Genomic DNA, 20,795 nt, shown 5'->3' with positions numbered 1-20,795 from the left:
AAAGGAAGAAAAGATCAGATGAGACGTATCTTCTGTATTTCGATGGCATTAATTCTCGTGATAGGCATCATCCCGTTTCAAGCGTTCGCTAATTCGAATGATGCAATGTCCGGTAACGGGACGGCGAACAATCCTTACGTCATTACAACATTAAGTCAATTAAACGCCGTACGTAATGATTTGAACGCTCATTACAAGCTCGGAGCGGATATCGATGCTTCGGAGACAGCAAATTGGAGTAACGGGACTGGCTTTTTACCTATCGGCAACGTCGGAAACGGGAATAGCCCGTTCACCGGTGTCTTCGATGGGGCTGGACATGTCATCCGCAATCTGACCATTCATCAGCCCAAGATGGACATTGTTGGTCTATTCGGGATGGTAGGCTCCAACGGGGTGATAGACAACATCGCCCTCGAAGGAGGTTTGATCATTGGAAACAACCATGTAGGTGGGCTTGCAGGTCGCAATACTGGAACCATTGAACATTCCTACTTTACCGGAACGGTTAGAAGCCAGATGGGCATCGTCGGAGGGGTGGTAGGATACAATGGCATTCACGGTACAATAACCTCCTCTTACTCTACGAGTACCGTCGCCGGCACCAATTATGTCGGTGGTTTAGCAGGGCGTAATGACGGGACGGTGAGTGATTCCTACGCTGTGGGTACGATCAGTGGCACCTCTATAGTCGGGGGGTTAGTAGGGGATAATGAAGGTGGCGAAATACTCCGGTCATACGCGACGGGTGCCGTCAGCGGCAGCGCTGAACACGTCGGCGGACTGGTTGGTTATAATATTTCTGCCCTCATTAGCCAGTCATATGCCACGGGAGCTGTCCATGGCGGGAGTGCTGTCGGCGGTCTTGCGGGCAGCTCGGGCCATGGATCGATTATTCAGTCATACGCCACTGGCAGGGTCAACGGGAGCGATCATGTTGTGGGCGGTCTTGTTGGGAGTAACAGCGGAACTTTTAGCGACAGTTTCTGGGATGCTGATACTGTCGGCTTGGCTAACGCCTGTGGATACGATACATATGGATCTTGTACCGCGAGCAGCCTTACTACTGCGCAGGCACTAACTCAATCGAGCTATTCAGGTTGGGATTTCAACAATGACTGGTTTATGGTCGAGGACTCGACGCGACCATTCCTTCGTTCCGAATGGTCGTCCGCAATTGGGAACTCGCATCAACTGCAACTGATGGCTATGGATTTGTCAGCGAATTACACACTGACGCAAGATATTGATTTCGACACGACGTTCACTGACAACAGCCGCTCCGATATGTGGGCGACGAGTGCAGGGAACGGTTTCGGCTTCGGCTTTGAACCTATCGGTAATGACAGCACTCCGTTCACAGGTACGCTCGACGGCCATGGATATGATATTTCGGGCCTGTATATTAACAGGAGCAGTTTGTTGAGTGTCGGTTTGTTTGGTCATATTTCTAACGGTGAGGTTCGAGATATTCAATTAAAGAACGGGGATGTCACCGGTGGCCTTCAGACAGGCATGCTGTCAGGACGAAACGGCCCCAGCAGTCAGATTATGAAGGTCCAGGTTACAGGGAATGTTACCGGAGGAGATAAGACAGGTGGTCTGGTCGGGAATAACGACGGAATGATCGGCAGTTCTAGTTCGACTGCTACGGTCAATGGAATGAACGAAGTCGGCGGCCTGGTCGGAAGGAGCAGCATAGGAAGTGTTACTGGGGCTGTGTATACTACCGGGAGTGTTAGCGGAATCAGCCACATCGGTGGATTGATCGGCTTGAATGCGGGTCAGGTAAATAAGGCGTACGCCACGGGTCAAGTTGATGGTCAATTCAATGTGGGCGGATTGATCGGACTTCATGATATGAATAGCCAAGTTAACCTGTCCTTCGCCGCCGGGAATACTACCGGAATGGATTTTGTCGGAGGCCTCGTGGGGCGGAATGAGAGCGGCAAGATCAATGATTCGTATGCAATCGGTTCCGCCTTCGGTCGTTCCGATGTTGGTGGACTCGTGGGAAGGAATATCGGCGACATCAGGACCACTTATGCTGTCGGCGGTGTAACCGGCAGCAGCGAAGTCGGCGGCCTGGTCGGCCGGGAATTCGGCACGGTTACCGCGAGCTTCTATAATAAGGAAACGACTGGGCAATCCGATACTGGTAAAGGTGAACCGCGGGTGACGTCGGAAATGAAACAGCATGCGCTCTACGGCACTGAGTGGGACTTCAACGGAATATGGGGGTTACAGGAGGGAGCCATGTTTCCTGTTTTACAAGGAATTGCAGCTAGCCTGGATTGGGACGTTGCTCCACCAACCGTCTCCAGTGCGAAGATCGAACGTGAGCATCCGAACAACGTCATCGTGACCTTTGATGAAGAAGTCAGCCTTATTGATGTCGGGGGAATTACAATTACAGCGAACGGGAAGCCTGCTACTATTGCTCTGGTGAACGGATCGGGAACTCATACGCTTGTCTTTGAATTAGATGAAGCAATTGAAGAAGACCAACAAGTTTTTCTATCTTACGACAAACAATCTGGAAGCATTTCCGATCACGCAAACAATGCCTTGCTCAATCTAAGGGATCGGATCGTCGACAATCTGAGTCGTCCTGTTGACCATACACCGCCATCCATCACCATTACGATGACCACGGCCGATGGAATGGAGTATATTGATCGCACATGGAGCAATCAAACGGTTAATGTAAGTGCAGAAGCCTCTGACGAGTCTGGCGTCACTTCAATCACGTATTCACTTAACAACGGATTATCATGGAGCCCTTATTTATCTGATATCGTCCTACGCGAAGAAGGTGTTCATAGCATCTCGTTCAAAGCCGTCGATACAGCGGGTAATGAATCGATTGAACGACGCACAGTCTGCATCAGCACAACGGGAATAACATTGACGCCTGCACTGGTGAAGGCGGACGGAAGTGAATATACGAGCGGGGAATGGACTAGGTCAAGCGTAACCTTGAGCGTCTATGCCGAGTCGGGAGTCAGTAAAATCGCCAATCTGACCTACACTCTGAATGGGGGGACCTCCCAAGTTTACAACAACAAAGCCCCCATTGAAATATCAAATGAAGGCGAAACTAACATTCGGTTTGAGGCGTCCGATCAAGCGGACAATACGTTATTCCTGGACATTACGGTGAGAATCGACAAAACGCCGCCATCGATTACGATTCATCCTAATGGAAGTGACATGCAGGCAACATCGGCAACACCGAGGGTAACGGTCATTGATTCAGGAAGCAGCATAGATAAAGCCTCGCTGGAGTTTCACTGGACGACCGATTCGTCCATGCCCGCTACAGGCTGGAGACCATTTGTGAACGAGGCCACGCTTGGGAAAAGTGGTGTTGACGGTGATTGGTACTTGCATGTAAGAGCACAAGACCAAACAGGTAATGCGGTTAATATCACGTCCAGCCGGTATCGTCTGACAACCCAGAAGACGAGTGAAACAAGCGATGGAAGTCGCACTAACGGTAGTAATGTATATTCACTGCCGAGCAACACCTTTTTTGTAGGCTTGGAAGGAAGAACCATTGCTTTTGAGGGGGGACAGATTCTCATCCCTGCTAAAGCGCTGAAGAGGCCATTCTATTTATCCATAAATCTAACACTTCCAGATGATGATGAATTTCCCCTATCTGCAGGAGAACGATTAGCTAGTAAAGTTGTTGAGTTTAAGAGAAATGTATCTGGAAAATTCGATCAAGACGTAACCATCAGCTTGAAATTTGACGTCAATGCTATACAAGAAGGCAGTCATGAGCTCCAACTCCGTCAGTTTAATGCAGATACGAAGGAATGGGGGGCGCTGGATAACGTCAACATTGACTGGGGAGAGGGGATTATAAGTGGTACAACCGACCACTTTACTTCATTTGCGATCTTCGCGAGAACGACGGTGCCAGCTGAAATTGGTGTTTCATTTACCGATGTGAAAGGTCATTGGTCACAAATGACCATTGAGAATCTTGCAGAAAAAGGCGTTGTAAACGGCTATACAGACGGAAGCTTCAGACCTGACCGTACGATTAGCCGAGCAGAATTCGCCGCAATCCTGGTGCATGCATTGGGTCTCACTAGTAAAGGTAATAAGGACTTCGCCGATACAACGGATCATTGGGCGAGGCAAGCCATTTCAACAGCGTATTCTTACGGAATCATTCAAGGATACGATTCGGTTACCTTTGGTCCCGACAATTTCATTACGCGTGAAGAAATGGCACAAATGGTGGTTCAAGCTTTTCAATTGGACCAGGCGCTTGCCAGCAAGACTTTTGCCGATCAGGATAAGATTGCGGCTTGGGCACGGGAAGCGATGATGATTGCAGCAGATCATGGAATCATGAAGGGTTATCCAAACGACATGATAAAACCTAAATCTCATGCTAGCCGCGCAGAAGCGATTACCGTGATTTGGCGCTCCATGGAGACAAAAGGCTTCAATTAACGAGTGTCGTTTTATCGGTACAAGTTCTTGTCCCGAGCCAAGGATAAAAACTTGTACCGATTGCCGTAAAGGGCAGAATCCTCACCAAATCATTCAAAATAGTGGGTGTGAGTTCCGTCGAATCCGTGTGCTTCCTGCACTTGCTGATAAACCGTTCTATATCATACGGGTTTCCAGAATCAAATGGAGTAGGACGGCGGGATGACCAGCTCTGGCCGCAGTGACAGAAGCAGGTCATTGAAGTATGATAAGATCTTTATATAATGTGTCGGCAGAGCAAGGAGGAGCCATGAATCTAAAAAACCTTTTTTTCCATATTCATTATTGCAACAGGAGGCATCCGAACGATCCTAGGAAGCCGTGGACCCGCATCACGCGAACCCTTCAGCACCACGAGCTGGTTTTGGTGACCGGAGGAACCGGCCGCATAACTGTGGATAACCGAAGTCATACGGTGCAGGAGGGCATACTGTATTATATCCGTCCCGATGTTCTGCACACGTTCGAGAACGATGCCCGCGATCCGATATGCTGCTTCACGGTGCATTTCAGCTATGCAGATATCCGCTTCGATGACGGCACCTGGTCGGTCGGGGGCGAAGCGAATCCGCTTCCGCTGCAAGAGGCGCAGCCCCTTAGAAACGGCTATCAAACCGCCGATACGTTCAAAAAGCTGGTGGAGAGCTGGTATGCCAAGCAGCCTGGGTACGAGCTGATCGCGAAGGCGTACCTTCAGCATCTGCTGTTCGAAATTTTGCAGCTTCGACTGAAGCAAAACGAAAATCACGCCGTCAGCTTAAAGATCGAGAAAGTGATTGAATACATGCACCAGCATATCGGGCAGCGCGTGGCTTTGGCGGAGTTGGCGGAACTGGTCCATTTGTCCACGTATTACCTGTCCAGGGCGTTCAAGAACACGACGGGATACTCGGTCATCGAATATTTCAACAAAATCAAGGTGGACAAAGCCAAGGAACTGCTTGCCGAGGGAGACAAAAAAGTAAAAGAAGTCGCCGTGGAGCTTGGATTTGCGGATGAGTTTTATTTCAGCCGGATTTTTAAGCGAATGGAAGGGATCAGTCCTTCCGAATTTCACAGCAAAATTGTCCATGGAATTTAATATTATACATGGTGTAATGCCTTTCTTTCAGTTAATATATTCCTACAATATTGTTCATTGCGCATGCGCAGACATATAACTTTCACGGGTTTTAACAGAAGGAAGGCTTTGCTGTATGCCGATTTGGAAAAGAAATTTGCTCGTGTGCTGGTTCGGCATGTTCGTGACGGGGATCGGCATGAGCCAGATCGCGCCGATTTTGCCGCTTTACATCCGGCAGCTTGGGGTCGATGATCCAGGAGCGGTCGCGCAATATTCCGGACTCGCGTTCGGAATCACGTTTATCGTGTCGGCAATTTTTTCACCGATTTGGGGACTGGCCGCGGATAAATACGGGCGCAAGCCGATGCTGCTGCGGGCTAGCCTGGGGATGGCCATCGTGATCGGCTGCATGGGGTTTGCGCCGAATGTGCACGTCCTGATCGGATTAAGGATGCTGCAAGGGGTGATCACGGGGTATAGCACTGCCTGCACAACGCTGATCGCCACCCAAACGGACAAAGAACATGCGGGTTTTGCTTTAGGCACGTTGTCCACGGCCAACATCGCCGGTTCCTTACTGGGGCCGACGATCGGAGGGTTTATTGGGGAAAACTTCGGAATGCAAAACGATTTTTTTCTCACCGGCGCGCTGATGTTGGTCGCTTTTGCGACGACAGTGTTGTTCGTGAAGGAAAATTTTAAGCGGACGGAGGCCAAAGTACCGGGAATGAAAGAAATTTGGAGCGCGATTCCCGAGAAAAGCTTGACGGTGACTTTGTTCGTTACCTTTTTCGTCTTGAGCGTGGCCATGTATTCCGTGGAACCGGTCATCACCGTATATGTCGACCAGCTTTCCCAAGGGGCAAGCCATGTCGCGTTGATCGCCGGAATCGCTTTTTCGGCCTCGGGGTTGGCCAATATTTTGGCCGCACCTCGGCTCGGCAAGCTGTCCGATCAAGTGGGAACCCATAAAGTGATGCTGGTCGCGCTGCTGGCCGCAGGCATCGTGTTTATCCCGCAAGCTTTCGTTACGAACGCTTGGCAGCTAACGGGGCTGCGTTTTTTGCTGGGGATTGCGGCGGCAGGGCTGAGTCCGTCGATCAATACGCTGATCAAAAAAATTACGCCGGACGCCCTGACGGGGCGCGTGTTCGGCTTCAGCATGTCGGCCGGGTATTTGGGCGTTTTCGCCGGTTCGGTGATGGGCGGGCAGGTGGCGGGCTGGCTCGGCGTTAAATATGTATTCTTCACAACCAGCGCTTTGCTGCTGGCGAACGCGGTTTGGGTCTATTTTAAGGTGTACCGGAAAATGAACAAGGCGCAGGCAAGCGTTATGCGAAAGCAAACAAATGAATAGGAGAGCAGAATCATGATGGATTTGAAGGCGAGGGATATTGAAATCGGGAAAACCGCGCTGGTCGTGATCGACTTGCAGCAGGGGATCGCCAGCTCCGGGCGTCAAGTCGCTCCTTATACGAGCGGTCAGGTCATTCAAAACGCCAGCAAACTGGCGAACGTGTTTGCGGAAAAAGGCGGGTTTGTTGCGCTAGTCCGCGTTTCATCGTCCCCGGACGGCAAAGATGCGCTGAAGCCGCAAACCGATCAGCAGCTCGGTATCGGGCGATATCCCGAAGGCTGGGACATCATCGTACCGGAATTGGCCGACGTAAAAAACGCCCATGTCATTACCAAGCGGCAGTGGGGCGCGTTCTACGGCACGGATTTGGACCTGCAGCTGCGGCGCCGCGGCATCGATACGATCGTGCTGTGCGGGATTTCCACCTCCATCGGTGTGGACACGACGGCCAGAGAGGCGTTCCAGCACGGGTATCAACAAATTTTCGTCGAAAATGCCATGACCGCGTCAACGCGTGAAGAACATGAGTTTGTATGCAAATATATTTTTCCGCGGATCGGCAAAATCCGGACTACGGATGAAGTCGTTTCGGCTTTGAAATAAAATAAACCGGAACAGGTTGTCCCAAGCGCTTAAAGTAATAGAGGAGGAAAAGGTGGTGACCCAAATCTCCACTCATAGTAAACGGGGGAGTTTTGGGTCAATCAACAACAAGAGCACAACATACAAGTCAGCATTCTTTGCTATATATATGTACAAAATACGGGTTTTGTGAAAAAGTTTTAAATAAAATGAGATGGATCTCTACTTATAGAGTCTTTTTATAGCTGTTTACTCCATTCCACTTTTTAGTCCAGCACTTTCTATTCTTTGATCTGATCCATATTGTTCACGGCCGTTCTCATCTCTTCATCAGTCAGATGTGTGTAGATCATCGTGGTTTGGATAGAGGCATGGCCCAATTGGTTCTTCAGCCGTGGCACATCATTGTTCTCCTGATGGTATCTGGTCGCAAAGGAATGTCGCAAGGAATGCACAGTCAGTGCCGGCTTTCCAAATGCCGCAGCATATTTCTCGATCAGCTTCTCAATGGCCCGCGGCGTCAATCTTCGACTTTTACCTTTGCGCCCAATCGGTGCTGCCATAAACAAATATGTTTCTGATTTCTCCGGTTTATACCGGTGCTCGCGGATCATTAAATAATCATTCAGATCGGCCAAGGCCTGCTGACTGAAATAAACGTATTGCTCCTTGTTACCTTTACGAATGACACGTACCTGGCCTTTATTCATATCCAGGTCCTCAAGGTTAATTCCGGCAACCTCCGATAACCGCAGTCCGGAGCCAAGGATCAATGAGACGATGGCCGTGTCACGTTCCCGGTTGAATTCATGAAATCCAGCTAGCCGCTTATTATCCCGGTTCTGAACACCAAAATCATAAGCAACAAACTGCCGGAACAGTTCAAAATCATCTGATCGAAGAATTTTGCCTTCAATACGGTTAGCGATGGTTTCCTGGCTTTCCTTTATGGTATTAAATTCAATTTTGGCCATCACATTTCGCGTGAGATAAGGCTTTAGGTCTTCGGTTTCAGCTTTATTTTGCAAATAATCAAATAGTGACTTCAACGCCGATAGCTTGCGGTTGATCGTATATTTGGAATTATTCAATTGATATTCCAGGTAAGTAAGGAAGCTCTCGATTTCACGGACCGTCAGCTTCTCCAGTACGGATAGCTCCACGTCTGTGCGAGTAGGGGCAACAAACTTCTCGGCCACCAGCCAATCGAAAAAAATAATAAAGTCGTGGCAATAATTCAACAGCGTAGTATGCGATAATTTTCGCTTGCGCGTATCGATGTATTCATTTACATACCAAGGCAAATCAATCAGCTTATCATCAATACGGCTCATATAATGCGCTTTAGCGGCTTTATCCATAAAATGCACACCTCCGGATACTTCCATTATAATTGTCATATAATTATTCGTCAAATTAATATTTTACGTAATAATAAATATAGAGTAATTAACTAATTATCACCCCTCCAACTATTAACTTCGGTCACGACTCACGACTTCACTTCAATTAATCCCAGCCATCCATTTTCTAAAATCCGCCCATTATCATGCCGTTGGCCATACATTTTATTTTCTTCACTAATCATGATTCATCGAACTTGATTAGAACACGCCAGAAAGCGCATAGAGCTTGATTGGGCCGGATAACCTAAGCTTGGATACAATACAACTTTGGAGGAATGAATCCATGAATAGCCAGCGCGCCAAAGACATTGTCGCTTCCCCTACCATGGTGGAAGTGACCTGTGACGGAGTTCCAATCTATATTCAGCATGTTGACGAGCAAAATAAAACCGCACGGATCTATCCGCTAGGTCAACCTGAGAATGAACAAGAAGTAGCTCTTTCTCAGCTACACGAGCTATAAACAAAAGGAGGTGATGCTCAGCGGCATCCCTCCTTTTATCGTTAGATTAACTCCTCCGAATTAAAGTTAACATAACATTTATTATGTTCAATTATTGTATTTAATTATTCTTCTGATTGTTCTGTGCCGCAGGCCGTCTTGCCACCATCCACATGAGCGAGCAGTCCGATCGTTTTCTTCATCATTTGTCCGCCTAGTTCTTGAAGCTGTGAATTGGTGCCGGAATACGACCGCCACGCTGGATGAACGGTGCACAATTGAAGCTGTTCACCGGCATGATCGGTGCATATCCGAGCAAACCGCCAAATTCAACGATCTCGCCAACATCCTTGCCAATGACCGGGATAATCCGCACGGCGGTCGTTTTGTTATTCACCATTCCGATAGCTGCTTCGTCAGCAATAATGCCGGAAATAGTGGCGCTGCTCGTACTCCCCGGAATAGCGATCATATCCAGACCTACAGAGCAAACACAGGTCATAGCTTCGAGCTTCTCAAGCGTCAACGCGCCGCGCTGCACCGCTTCAATCATGCCGTGGTCCTCGCTAACGGGGATGAAGGCGCCACTAAGCCCACCTACATAGGAAGAAGCCATCACTCCGCCCTTTTTCACATTATCATTCAGTATAGCCAGTGCCGCGGTAGTGCCAGGTGCTCCCGCTTCCTCCAGCCCCATTTCCTGAAAGATTTCAGCAATGGAATCTCCAACCTCCGGCGTTGGCGCAAGGGATAAATCGATAATCCCAAAGGGTACGCCAAGCCGCTTGGAGGCCTCCTGGGCCACAAGTTGTCCGACCCGGGTCACCTTGAAAGCCGTGCGCTTGATCGTTTCGCAAAGGGTCTCAAAATCCTTGCCCTTCACATCCTCCAATGCCCGCTTCACTACACCAGGGCCGCTAACCCCTACATTGATGACGCATTCCCGTTCTCCAACGCCATGGAAGGCTCCGGCCATAAACGGGTTATCCTCTACCGCATTACAGAACACCACCAGCTTCGCGCAACCGATTGATCCCAGGTCTGCAGTCCGCTCAGCCGTCTGTATGATGATTTCGCCCATGCGCTTGACCGCATCCATATTGATGCCGCTGCGTGAGGAGCCTACGTTGACCGACGAGCATACCCGCTCCGTAATGGCCAACGCTTCAGGAATGCTGTCGATCAGGATGCGATCCCCTTGCGTAAAGCCTTTTTGTACCAGAGCCGAGAACCCACCGATAAAGTTGACGCCCACCTGCTTGGCCGCTCTATCCAGCGCTTCGGCTACTGGGACATATGTATCGGTCTTGAGCCCGCCTGCGGCGATGGAGATCGGAGTCACCGAGATTCGCTTGTTCACGATTGGCACACCAAATTGCTTCTCCAAATCCTCCCCAGTCTTTACCAAGTGCTCGGCACTGCGGGTAATTTTATCATATACTTTCTGATTGAATACGCTCATATCCTCATGCGCGCAATCCATCAGGCTAATGCCCATCGTAATCGTCCGCACATCCAGATTCATTTCCCGGATCATGGTATTCGTTTCCTGTACCTCTACGCGTGAAATCATGCTGTTCTCTCCCCTTTCTCAGATCCGGTGCATCGTATTGAAGATATCCTCATGCTGAAGCTTGATTTCTACGCCAATGGCTTCGCCCAGTCCCTGCAGTTCCTCTACCAGTCGTTCAAATTCCTTGGATGCCGCCGAGATATCCACGATCATCATCATGTTGAAATACCCTTGAACAATCGTCTGCGAGATGTCCAGAATGTTGACGCCGCTATCCGCCAGGTACGTGCATACCCTTGCGATAATCCCCACCTTGTCCTTGCCCAGTACCGTAATGATTCCCTTCACCGAAGCCTTCCTCCTTTAAGTTTCAACCCTGCCGCTAGCTTATCAGGCGAGTGTCTATTTCGCTTATTATGGCAAAAGTCGAGGAATTGTTCAATAACGAGGTTCACTGTGGAAAATAACCCATCTCTAAGGGAGATACACTTTTGCGTTTGGATTTCTGCCCAGCAGGTTCTAAATGAGCCCCAGGGTCTTCGACCGCACACTCCTGACGGTAACTCCCTTGCACAAGCTTAAGGTCAATAAAGTCCACCACTTGCTGCAACGAAGCAATCTGCTCGACAATATGCTCACGGTGCATTTTCATAAAATCCACCAGTTCGGGATAATCTCCAGGGTCCGCATCAATAGACACTTGCAGGAAGGGACGCATCTCCTCCAAGGGCATTCCCGTCTTCTTCAGGCAGCCGATCAGCTTAAGTGTCTCGATATCCTTTGTATAGTAAATCCGGTGGCCATTTTCCTTCCGCTTGGCGCGTGGCAGCAATGAAATCTTCTCATAATAGCGAATCGTATCCTCAGAAAGGCCTGTTCGTTCGGCCGCTTGCTTGATGGAAAATACCTCAGTGTCCGCATAAGTCATACTCATAGCCCCTATTCCTCCCTTAGTTTGTTAAGTCAAAGCCTATTCTTATTCCGAACCGTTTGCTTGAAGTCATTATATAACCTGGAGTTAACTCCAGGTCAAGCAATCTAAAAAAATATTCGTACGTGAATGTGGCTGCTTGACTTGGAGCCGACTCCAACATCTACACTGTTCCCTATTGACAGCCATACGATGCTGCTCAATTACATGGGAGGGATACACATGCTTAGAAATACAAAGGAACAAGTAGCTCTGATTACGGGGGCCAGTTCGGGCATCGGACTGGAATTAACTAGGAAGTTACTCAATGAAGGCTGGCAGGTCATTGCCTTAAATCGATCCGCGGTGCCATCTGGCGACATGCTACTGCAGCAAGCCATTCATAACGGGCAGTTTCGTATTTACACTGTGGGCGATTTGGCTGATTATCACAGTTTAAGATATGCCCTGCAAAAGGTTCGGGAAAAGGAGCCGTTCATCGACGTGCTTTTTAATAATGCTGGACGAAGCTTCCCCGAGCTCACCTATACCCCGCAGGGCCGGGAGACACACTATGAGCTCATGACCGTTGTGCCGTATATCATTACCATGGATCTCAAGGAACTTCTGCTGAAGGGAAATCTTAAAACCGTCATTAACACCTCCTCTACGGCCCTTAATATGATTAAATCCTTCGATCTTGAACAATTGCAGCGTCCGAAGAAGTTCCGCAAATTGTTGGGACCTTACGCAGCCTCCAAGTTGGGGCTATCACTATGGACGGAAGCCGTAGCACCCTTGCTGGCCAAGGAAGGCATTCTGATTCGCAGCATAGACCCAGGAAGCAATAACACGCTCCGCAAAGGCAAGAAGTCCGGACTGCCCATCTGGCTGGAGCCGATTATGCGCTATTTTTTCGCACCCCCGACGCATGGAGCCAGCTTGCTGCTTGAAGGTGCCTTAGGGGAACATCGTGGCAAGACAGGTGTATTTGTGAACAAAGGAAAGATTCAGTCGCTTCCCTTCAGGGCTTTAGCCCAACCCGTGCTCGAACAAGTCGAACAAATTTATCTGGAGGAATTCCGCAAAGTTCATGTATGACAAAAAGAGCTTTGTCCCCGGCCTGAGAAGGTCAAGGACAAAGCTCTTTGATTTGCCTAACGTTGCAGCCTGTCTTGATATTGCTTCTTAAGTAAAGCGAATAGAACGGCATCCACGAACTGATTTTTCTCGAAAAAGCACTCCTTCAGATAACCTTCCTCGAAGAAGCCCACCTTCTCCAGCAGATAGCGGGACCGGATATTATCCGGATCAATAAATGCTTCTACCCGGTGCAATCCACGATCCTCAAACCCGAAACGCAACACCTCTTGCAGCACCTCGCTCATGACGCCCTGTCCCCAATAAGCGGGGTCAAGCTCATAACCGACCTCGGCCTTCAGATGCGTCTCGGACCAGTTATGAAATCCACAAGTGCCGATTACCCGACTGCTCTTGGATTTGGCAATAATCGCCCACCGATAGCCTCTGCGCTCGGTATAACGGCTGTTCCAGGTCTGAATCAGCTCCTCCGCCTGCCGGAGCTCTACAAATCGTTCCAGATCATAGTATTTAGTTACTTCGTCCGTCGAGAAGTATTGAAATAGGTCTGCGGCGTCTTCCGAAGTTAGCTTTCTGAGAATAAAACGCTCTGTCTCAAGCTGAGGGAACAGTTTCATAACGGTCCGTCCTTTCTCCGTAGACTTTTGCTAAGTCCATTATAGAGGAAGGAACCGGACGAAAGAAAGGGCCAACCATTGTATCCGAGTTGGTAAGAGCCTGTGTGTACTTATAGTAAAGCAAGGCCTATCAGGCGGCAACAACCTCAAGCTTGATGCCAATGCCAAATGGGTCATGCAGGGAAATGCCACTTAGCTCCCGCTCATAAGGGACGTTAGCTTCCTCCAGACGGCTGATGACCGCCTCCAGTGCAGAAGTATCCGGCAGCGTTGTTGTGAAGTAGCGAATGCCAACCGCATCCTCAGGTGCTGGAGGCGCCCCCGCCCCGGCCCACAAATTAAGGCCTATATGATGGTGATAGCCGCCGGCAGAAACGAACAGTGCCGACTTGCCGTAATGGGCAGTCACTTCAAAGCCAAGCACCCGGGTATAAAATTGCTCCGCCTGCAGCAAGTCTCCAACATGGAAGTGAACATGCCCGATCCGTGTTCCGGCAGGCAGTCCGTTCCATGCTGCCGATTCAGAAATGGTCAGCAGGCTGTCTACATCCACTGGGTCGGTGGTCATGATGTATCCCCCGCTGCTATCCTTTTGCCACGTCTCGCGTGGACGGTCTGCATAGATCTCGATCCCGTTTCCGTCCGGATCGTTGAGATACAAGGCTTCACTGACCAAATGATCCCCTTGCCCCACCGGGACTTGGTGCTTGATCAAGTTCCGCAGGGCCAGTCCCAAGGACACACGATCCGGCAGCAGAATAGCAAAATGGTACAAGCCGGATACCGACATTTCGCGCAGGACCCGATATTCGGGGTTCGCATCCAGAATCAATAGCGATTGTTTACCATCCGCAGTAAGCTCAGCCGTTTGATCATACTGTTTTAATACTTGGAAACCAACCGTCTCACGGTAAAATTGGAGTGATTTCTGCAAATCTCTAACCTTCAAGCGTACAATACCAATTTGAGCAGCAGGATGAATAGGTAGTGGATAAGACATCATGAAGCGCCTCCTTCTAAGTAACTACAATATGGCATGGCTACCCAAGCCGAAGATCCATTGATTTTCAATAATCTAATCGATCGTGGTGTACATTTTAGTGTGTTGATCATGTAACCTATATAGTTACAACATCTTATTGTAATCAGTATAGTTACAGGTTGGCTATATGTCAATCACTAATTGCATTGCCGCCCCCGTCAATTCTACAAAAAAATGTCCCGGAACGAAACGGGACATTTTTAGAACAAGCTTGCGCTATATGACTTTGATTTTAGAAGATAGGTCATCTACAATATCCTGAAGCGTCACAGCCGCGAGTGTCTTCTCCATGGCCTTCTGTGCCGAAGAGAAAATGGGTTCGATGGAAGCCTGAATGTTACGCCCTACCGGACAATTGGGATTAGGGCGGTCATGTACTGCAAACAGGCCATCCTCTTCCACTACATGCACCGCGCGATAAACATCTAGCAGTGTAATGTCCCCCAGCTCGCGCGATAGCTTGGTTCCGGCTACGCCAGCTCGTACTTCCACCAGTCCCGCTTTATTTAGCATACCCATAATGCGGCGAATCACAACCGGATTGGTATTCACACTACCGGAAATAAATTCTGAGGTGCTTACACCTTCCTTGTTAAATTCAAGCAAGGACAAAATATGGATGGCAACTGAAAATCTGGAGCTGATTGTCATAACAGCACCTCCCCCTTTCCACTTCCTTGTAACAATATTAGTTACATATGCAGGGTAATGTCAATAGGCTTCTAAAGGCAAGCGCAGAAAGAAGCCGCCAAAACCGTACACAGCAATTACGGCCTGGCGGCTTAACTCCGCTTCCTGCTCAGTCATTTCACATCGGCGCGGCGGCGCAGAAACATAACCTCTCTGATCATTGTTGCTCAATCATCATCCATACACATGAATATCGCGAAGTTGCTTAGCTTGCTCAATATACGGACCTTCAGATAAATTATTGAAGGCCAGATGTGTTGCCCGCAAGCTGAGGAGTTTATCCCCTGGCTTTAAGCCAAATTGCTTCCAGGTGTGCAGAGGCAGTGTAAAGTAATGACTGCTATTTAGATATACCCAGCAGAAGGTGCGTTCCTTGAATGTGATAGTCTCCCCTTCGGGGATCGTGAACTGTTGGAGCTCAGGCATACTGGCAAAAATAGAAGCCAGCGGCGAGTTTGCAATCAACTCCTTGCATACCACGCTAAAACCTCTGACCGTATTTCGCCCTGTCATTAAAATAATGTTGGAATCCGGGTTAATATGGTACTCATGTAGGGCTTGATCCGGAAGGTAAAACGATCCGTCAGGAAGCACTTTGCTCCATGCGTAAAAAAACTTCCCGCCTTTGGCATTAACTGCCATGCATATCATCCCCCGAGCGTATTAAATAACTTAATGTAGGTTAATCATCGCCCAATTGCAGGGGCTGGAGATATGATTTTAATCACGCTTTCATTAAGGTGATACTAACGATGTAGGCCTTTACTCCGGTAGTTTTTCAATTTTGGAGGCAAAATAAGCCTTGTGCGCTCTAAGCACCACGATTTTGAGAATCATATAGACCGGAATTGCCAGGAGCATTCCCAAGATGCCGGCAAAATCTCCCGCTACCAATAGCAGGATTATTGTCGTAAGCGGATGGATGTTGATTGTCTTGCCATAAATATATGGCGAGATAAGATTTCCCTCCACCTGCTGGGCTATCACCACAATAGCAATGACCCAGATCACCATGGACGGTGTCACCGTAAAGGCCACAATGACACAGGGAATGGCTCCCAGTAGCGCACCGAAATAAGGAATGAAATTAAAAAGCGCTCCCACGATCGCCAGCAGCAGTGGATAAGGCAATCCAATCAGCCAGAACCCGATAAAGCTCATCAAGGCGAGTACGACCGCACTAATCATACGTCCGGCAATGAAACCCTTAAGCATATTATCAATATCATGAATGACACTGCTCCCATCCGTGCGGTACTTGGCGGGCAGCATACGTATTAAGGCCGGGGTGACTCGTTCATCCTCCTTAAGCATGTAATACAGGAAAATCGGCACCGTACCTACTACAATGACAAAATCATTCAAAAAAGTGAAAAAGTGTGATAGGTATCCGGAGATGGCTTCCACCGCTGAATTTAGATGCTGCGTAATTTTGTTGATCAGCTCCGGACTGCTTTCACTGGCTACCATAGAGAAATAAGCATTCTCACGGAAATCAGTCAGCTGCTTTTGCAGGCTGCTCATCAGCTTGGGCACGTTGTTCATGAACTCGATAATCTGATTTTGCAGCGGTGGCCAGACCACGATCAGGAATACCGTCACCACGCCCGTGAACAATAAATAGATCAGCAGGATGGACAACACCCGATTCAGCTTCTTCCCATCCAGAAACTGCACGATGGGTCGCAGTAAATAATACAGAAATCCCGAGATGGTGATTGGAACGATCAGAATGCTGAACAACGTGACTAATGGGTTGAAAATAAAGCTGACCTTTGACAACAAATAGATCATGGTCAGCAGCATAATTATTCCAAGTGATGTACGGTAAAATGGGTGTTGCAGCATGTTGCTTCTCCCCTCCCTCCTTCTTGAATTTAAACATCTGGGAACGGGCTTACTGGCGGTGATGTCCGCTATATCAGTTGAAGAAATCAGTTACGCAAAAATCAGACGAAAAATCACTTTACTATCACTGTTGCTCATAAAGTATCCCAAGCGGCATCCAGCAAGGTATCGAACCACACATCCTCCTGCTCGATCTTGGCATCAACGTCAAGAAGCTGCTCCTCGATACCAGGCTCTGCAGCATAATGGAGACTGTAGTCCCAATCATGGCCCCGCTTGCTGAAGAAAGAGATTTCGTAGCTCACCTTGTGGCCTTCGACCTCAAATATAGTCTTGCCCATATAGCTTCCGTCTTCCTGCCGTTCCATTTGTGCGCTTACAATATGTAGTTCTTTCATAAAAATTAGCAACCCCTTTATGTGGTGAATAACTTTTTGGCATGTACATTCTTATTGCAATATCGTACCATGTTTTATGTCAATATCAATATGCAGAACTTATACAGAGGTGGATTACCCTTGCCAAAACCCCAAAAATCGTTGCTCACTCCTGCCAAAGTATTAACCTTTGGTTTTGCCCTTATGATTATCATTGGCGCATTCCTGTTGTCGCTTCCCCCTGCTTCAGTGGGAGGACGAAAGCTCGACCTGATTGATGCGTTCTTTACCGCTACTTCAGCCACCTGTGTTACGGGACTGACCGTCGTTGATACGGGAACGCATTTCAGCTTGTTCGGACAGATCGTTATCTTGCTGTTGGTGCAGATCGGAGGACTCGGCTTCACAACCATAGGCACGTTAATTCTCTTGGCCTTCAACCGCCGTATCTCCCTGCGAGATCGATTGCTGCTTCAGGAGGCCCTGAATTACCATCAGATGGGTGGTCTGCTGCAATTGATCCTGCGCATACTCGCTTACTCCCTGACCATTGAAGCGGTGGGAGCGCTGCTGCTTGCCGCCAGATTCTCCTATGATATGCCAGTGGGACAAGCGTTCTATTATGGTATCTTCCATAGTATTTCCATCTTTAATAACGGCGGATTTGATCTGTTTGGCAAAATTCATGGCCCCTTTAGTGGTCTGGCCGAGTATGCTGGCGATCCGTATGTGAATATTGTCGTTATGGTTTTGATTTTTCTTGGCGGGATCGGCTTTATCGTCATTTCAGACCTGCTGGGGTATCGGCGTACCCGGCGTCTGGCCCTGCATACCAAAGTGGTCTTAACGATGTCGGTCATCCTGACAGTGGTTGGAGCCCTGCTCCTGTTGCTTAACGAGGACGGCAATCCTGATACTTTTGGAACAATGAACTGGATGGACCGTGTGTTTGCCAGTCTTTTTCATTCTGTCAGTTCAAGATCAGGAGGCGTCAGTACGGTAACCATCGCTAATATGGAGCAGTCCAGCCAATTCCTCCTGATTCTTCTGATGTTCATCGGAGCTGCTCCCGGCTCTACCGGAGGAGGAATCAAGGTTACCGTGTTCGCCATTTTACTGGGTGCCATGTATGCCATGATCCGAGGCAAGGAGGATATCGTCTTCTTCCGTCAACGCTTGTCCAAGGGCTCAATTATCAAAGCGATCACCCAAACCTGGCTCGCGACCTTCCTGGTGGTCTTCGTTGCCATGACTCTGTCCGCGCTGGAGGACCGCTCCTTCCTGGCCCTGTTGTTCGAGACGACCTCGGCCTTCGCCACGGCAGGACTGAGCCTTGATCTGACGCCGCGCCTGACCGATATTAGCAAGGTTATTCTGTGCATCGTCATGTTCCTTGGACGAATTGGTCCATTGACCTTAGCCTACGCCTTCACTTCTAAATCCAAGAAGGAATTATTAAAGTATCCGGAAGGCAAAATTATTATTGGGTAACCTTCGCCAGGATGCCTTGAATTACAATTGTTATTCGATTGGTGTATGATAGAACAATAACTTTATTAGTATGGAGGAGAGTTCGATATGTCCGATTTTCAAACCAAACTGGAGAAATATGCAGAATTAGCTGTCAAAATAGGTGTCAATGTCCAGAAGGGACAGACCCTGATTATCAATGCCTCCATTGATTGTGCGGAACTGGTTCGCCTGATCGTCAAGCAAGCCTACGAAGTTGGTGCTCGCTTTGTTAAGGTGAACTGGAGCGATGACACGGTCACTCGTCTTCGTTATGATTTGGCTGCCGAGGAATCCTTCCTGGACGAGCCAAAATGGTATGCGGGAGAAATGCTGGAATATGTGAAGAATGGAGCAGCCGTGCTGCACGTGATGTCCTCTGATCCCGACCTGCTGAACGGTGTTTCTACTGAGCGCCTGACTAACCATCAGAAGGCTTATGGCAAGGTGATGAAGGAATATCGCCAATTGCAGATGGCTGACAAATTCAGTTGGTCCATTGTGGCTATGCCATCCAAGCCATGGGCTGATAAGGTATTCCCTGACTTGGCGGAATCCGATCGCGTCAATGCGCTTTGGGACACTATTTTCCGTACTGTACGCCTGGATCAGCCGGACCCGATTGCGGCTTGGAAACGTCACATTGATAACCTTAAGAAAAAGTCAGAGTATTTGAACAGCAAACGTTATAAGAAGCTTCATTACATAGCGCCAGGCACAGATCTGACCATTGAATTGCCGGAAGGACATCTGTGGGTAGCTGCGGAAAGCTATAACGCACAAGGGCACACCTTCCTTGCTAATCTTCCTACGGAAGAAGTATTCACAGTTCCCCATAAGTCAGGAGTGAATGGTACTGTAACTGCGACGAAGCCGCTGAGCTATCGGGGAACAATTATCGATGGCTTCTCGCTCACCTTCGAGAACGGACGTATTGTGGACTACAAGGCAGCTGTCGGTCAAGACGTCTTGAAGCAGCTCGTTGAACTGGACGAGGGCTCACGGTCCCTCGGTGAGGTAGCGCTGGTCCCGCATAACTCCCCTATCTCCCAGTCCGATATCCTGTTCTACAATACGTTATTCGACGAGAACGCCTCCAATCACTTGGCGATCGGCAATGCCTACGCCTTCAATCTGGAAGGCGGCAAGGAGATGAGTCAAGAGGAATTGGCAGAACGTGGACTGAACGCCAGCTTGGCGCATGAGGACTTTATGATTGGCTCGGCCAAGATGGACATCGTTGGCATTACGGCCGACGGCAAGGAAGAGCAAATCTTCCGGGAAGGTAACTGGGCATTATAAAAGTGGCCAGAATTGTCCCCGAAGTAGGGTAAGACGGGGGATTACTCCCCCGGACTCCCCGTCAAACCGTGCATGCTGATTTCTCGCACACGGCTTTCCTTCGTCAGCTCCCCATCCTCAGGAGTGAGCTGTCTTCATCCGTCGCCAGACTGCAAATTTTACCCCTGAATCAGGAACGCGTGATGAGCAAGCTCGTCAGAACAGAACAAAAAGGAGTCCTTGGATTGTCCTGGGACCCCTTTTTTCTTGTACGCCCAGCATGGGCGTCATCTCTAGGGTGAAAGTCCCGAGCGGGGGCTGGCAAGCGCCTACCGTTAGCCAAGGGCAAGGGTGTCCACCGTGAGGTGGAATCTGAAGGAAGCCGGAGGCAAAAGCACGGCCTGAGGTACACGAATCCAATTGGAGGCGGTCGCAGTCGGATGAGTCACCAATACATGACGAAATCCAAAGCTGCCAAGGGCTGTAGCCGTAGACTTGGGCAGGCACGGGCGGAAAGATGGCGTTCTTATCTGGGGAGGCCTGTC

The 20,795-nt window shown here is 49.0% G+C and carries 19 protein-coding genes; 8 read left to right on the top strand and 11 right to left on the bottom strand.

The features are described from left to right. The first annotated feature begins 57 nt into the window (after positions 1–57). The 4 genes from C557_RS24295 to C557_RS0121600 all read left to right on the top strand — a co-directional run bounded on the left by C557_RS24295 (position 58) and on the right by C557_RS0121600 (position 7,535). On the top strand, positions 58–4,473 hold the full coding sequence (locus C557_RS24295; RefSeq protein ID WP_205621646.1) for an S-layer homology domain-containing protein: 4,416 nt from the start codon (positions 58–60) through the stop codon (positions 4,471–4,473). Positions 4,474–4,762: 289 nt separating this feature from the next. Beyond that, positions 4,763–5,593, top strand: a complete 831-nt coding sequence (locus tag C557_RS0121610) for an AraC family transcriptional regulator (protein ID WP_018753941.1) — start codon at positions 4,763–4,765, stop codon at positions 5,591–5,593. A 115-nt stretch (positions 5,594–5,708) separates the two neighbouring features. Next, the gene (locus C557_RS0121605) at positions 5,709–6,932 is read left to right on the top strand and encodes a multidrug efflux MFS transporter (RefSeq protein ID WP_018753940.1); all 1,224 of its coding nucleotides are present in this window, start codon (positions 5,709–5,711) and stop codon (positions 6,930–6,932) included. Between the two features lie 12 nt (positions 6,933–6,944). Beyond that, the gene (locus C557_RS0121600) at positions 6,945–7,535 is read left to right on the top strand and encodes a hydrolase (RefSeq protein WP_018753939.1); all 591 of its coding nucleotides are present in this window, start codon (positions 6,945–6,947) and stop codon (positions 7,533–7,535) included. A gap of 260 nt (positions 7,536–7,795) precedes the next feature. Here C557_RS0121600 and xerS read toward each other — a convergent pair whose 3' ends face one another. Continuing rightward, positions 7,796–8,875 (bottom strand): tyrosine recombinase XerS, encoded by a 1,080-nt coding sequence (gene xerS / locus C557_RS0121595; protein ID WP_018753938.1) that lies wholly within the window; start codon positions 8,873–8,875, stop codon positions 7,796–7,798. A 328-nt stretch (positions 8,876–9,203) separates the two neighbouring features. Here xerS and C557_RS0121590 point away from each other — a divergent pair, with 328 nt between their 5' ends. After that, positions 9,204–9,383, top strand: coding sequence for a small acid-soluble spore protein H (locus C557_RS0121590; RefSeq protein WP_018753937.1), 180 nt, complete (start codon positions 9,204–9,206; stop codon positions 9,381–9,383). 193 nt (positions 9,384–9,576) lie between these two features. Here the strand turns inward: C557_RS0121590 and C557_RS0121585 are convergent, their stop codons facing one another. The 3 genes from C557_RS0121585 to C557_RS0121575 form a co-directional block, all read right to left on the bottom strand. Next, positions 9,577–10,935 (bottom strand): PFL family protein, encoded by a 1,359-nt coding sequence (locus tag C557_RS0121585; protein WP_018753936.1) that lies wholly within the window; start codon positions 10,933–10,935, stop codon positions 9,577–9,579. 18 nt (positions 10,936–10,953) lie between these two features. Further along, positions 10,954–11,223, bottom strand: a complete 270-nt coding sequence (locus C557_RS0121580) for an ACT domain-containing protein (protein ID WP_018753935.1) — start codon at positions 11,221–11,223, stop codon at positions 10,954–10,956. 103 nt (positions 11,224–11,326) lie between these two features. Further along, the gene (locus tag C557_RS0121575) at positions 11,327–11,809 is read right to left on the bottom strand and encodes a MerR family transcriptional regulator (protein WP_018753934.1); all 483 of its coding nucleotides are present in this window, start codon (positions 11,807–11,809) and stop codon (positions 11,327–11,329) included. A 219-nt stretch (positions 11,810–12,028) separates the two neighbouring features. Between C557_RS0121575 and C557_RS0121570 the strand changes: the two genes are divergently transcribed. Further along, positions 12,029–12,886: an SDR family NAD(P)-dependent oxidoreductase gene (locus C557_RS0121570; RefSeq protein ID WP_018753933.1), complete on the top strand. Its 858-nt coding sequence runs from the start codon at positions 12,029–12,031 to the stop codon at positions 12,884–12,886. A gap of 56 nt (positions 12,887–12,942) precedes the next feature. Here the strand turns inward: C557_RS0121570 and C557_RS0121565 are convergent, their stop codons facing one another. From C557_RS0121565 to C557_RS0121535, 7 genes are all read right to left on the bottom strand, one after another. Next, complete coding sequence (locus C557_RS0121565; protein ID WP_018753932.1) at positions 12,943–13,503, bottom strand: GNAT family N-acetyltransferase; 561 nt, start codon at positions 13,501–13,503, stop codon at positions 12,943–12,945. Positions 13,504–13,633: 130 nt separating this feature from the next. Beyond that, positions 13,634–14,503 (bottom strand): VOC family protein, encoded by an 870-nt coding sequence (locus tag C557_RS0121560; protein WP_018753931.1) that lies wholly within the window; start codon positions 14,501–14,503, stop codon positions 13,634–13,636. A gap of 258 nt (positions 14,504–14,761) precedes the next feature. Further along, positions 14,762–15,196, bottom strand: a complete 435-nt coding sequence (locus tag C557_RS0121555) for an Rrf2 family transcriptional regulator (protein WP_018753930.1) — start codon at positions 15,194–15,196, stop codon at positions 14,762–14,764. Positions 15,197–15,256: 60 nt separating this feature from the next. Continuing rightward, positions 15,257–15,406, bottom strand: a complete 150-nt coding sequence (locus C557_RS25095) for a hypothetical protein (protein WP_154656314.1) — start codon at positions 15,404–15,406, stop codon at positions 15,257–15,259. A 3-nt stretch (positions 15,407–15,409) separates the two neighbouring features. After that, on the bottom strand, positions 15,410–15,877 hold the full coding sequence (locus C557_RS0121545; RefSeq protein WP_018753928.1) for a hypothetical protein: 468 nt from the start codon (positions 15,875–15,877) through the stop codon (positions 15,410–15,412). Positions 15,878–15,997: 120 nt separating this feature from the next. Continuing rightward, on the bottom strand, positions 15,998–17,083 hold the full coding sequence (locus C557_RS0121540) for an AI-2E family transporter (protein WP_018753927.1): 1,086 nt from the start codon (positions 17,081–17,083) through the stop codon (positions 15,998–16,000). A 134-nt stretch (positions 17,084–17,217) separates the two neighbouring features. Next, on the bottom strand, positions 17,218–17,481 hold the full coding sequence (locus C557_RS0121535; RefSeq protein WP_018753926.1) for a hypothetical protein: 264 nt from the start codon (positions 17,479–17,481) through the stop codon (positions 17,218–17,220). Positions 17,482–17,571: 90 nt separating this feature from the next. Between C557_RS0121535 and C557_RS0121530 the strand changes: the two genes are divergently transcribed. Both C557_RS0121530 and C557_RS0121525 read left to right on the top strand, forming a co-directional pair. Next, entirely contained in the window at positions 17,572–18,951 is a 1,380-nt protein-coding gene (locus C557_RS0121530) for a TrkH family potassium uptake protein (RefSeq protein WP_051082490.1), read from the top strand. Positions 18,952–19,038: 87 nt separating this feature from the next. Then, on the top strand, positions 19,039–20,271 hold the full coding sequence (locus C557_RS0121525; protein ID WP_018753924.1) for an aminopeptidase: 1,233 nt from the start codon (positions 19,039–19,041) through the stop codon (positions 20,269–20,271). The last annotated feature ends 524 nt before the right edge of the window (positions 20,272–20,795 follow it).

The sequence above is a fragment of the Paenibacillus sanguinis 2301083 = DSM 16941 genome (assembly GCF_000374825.1).
GTDB lineage: Bacteria > Bacillota > Bacilli > Paenibacillales > Paenibacillaceae > Fontibacillus > Fontibacillus sanguinis.
The sequence above is the reverse complement of the archived record's forward strand: the minus strand, read 5'-3'. Positions and strand labels throughout refer to the sequence as shown.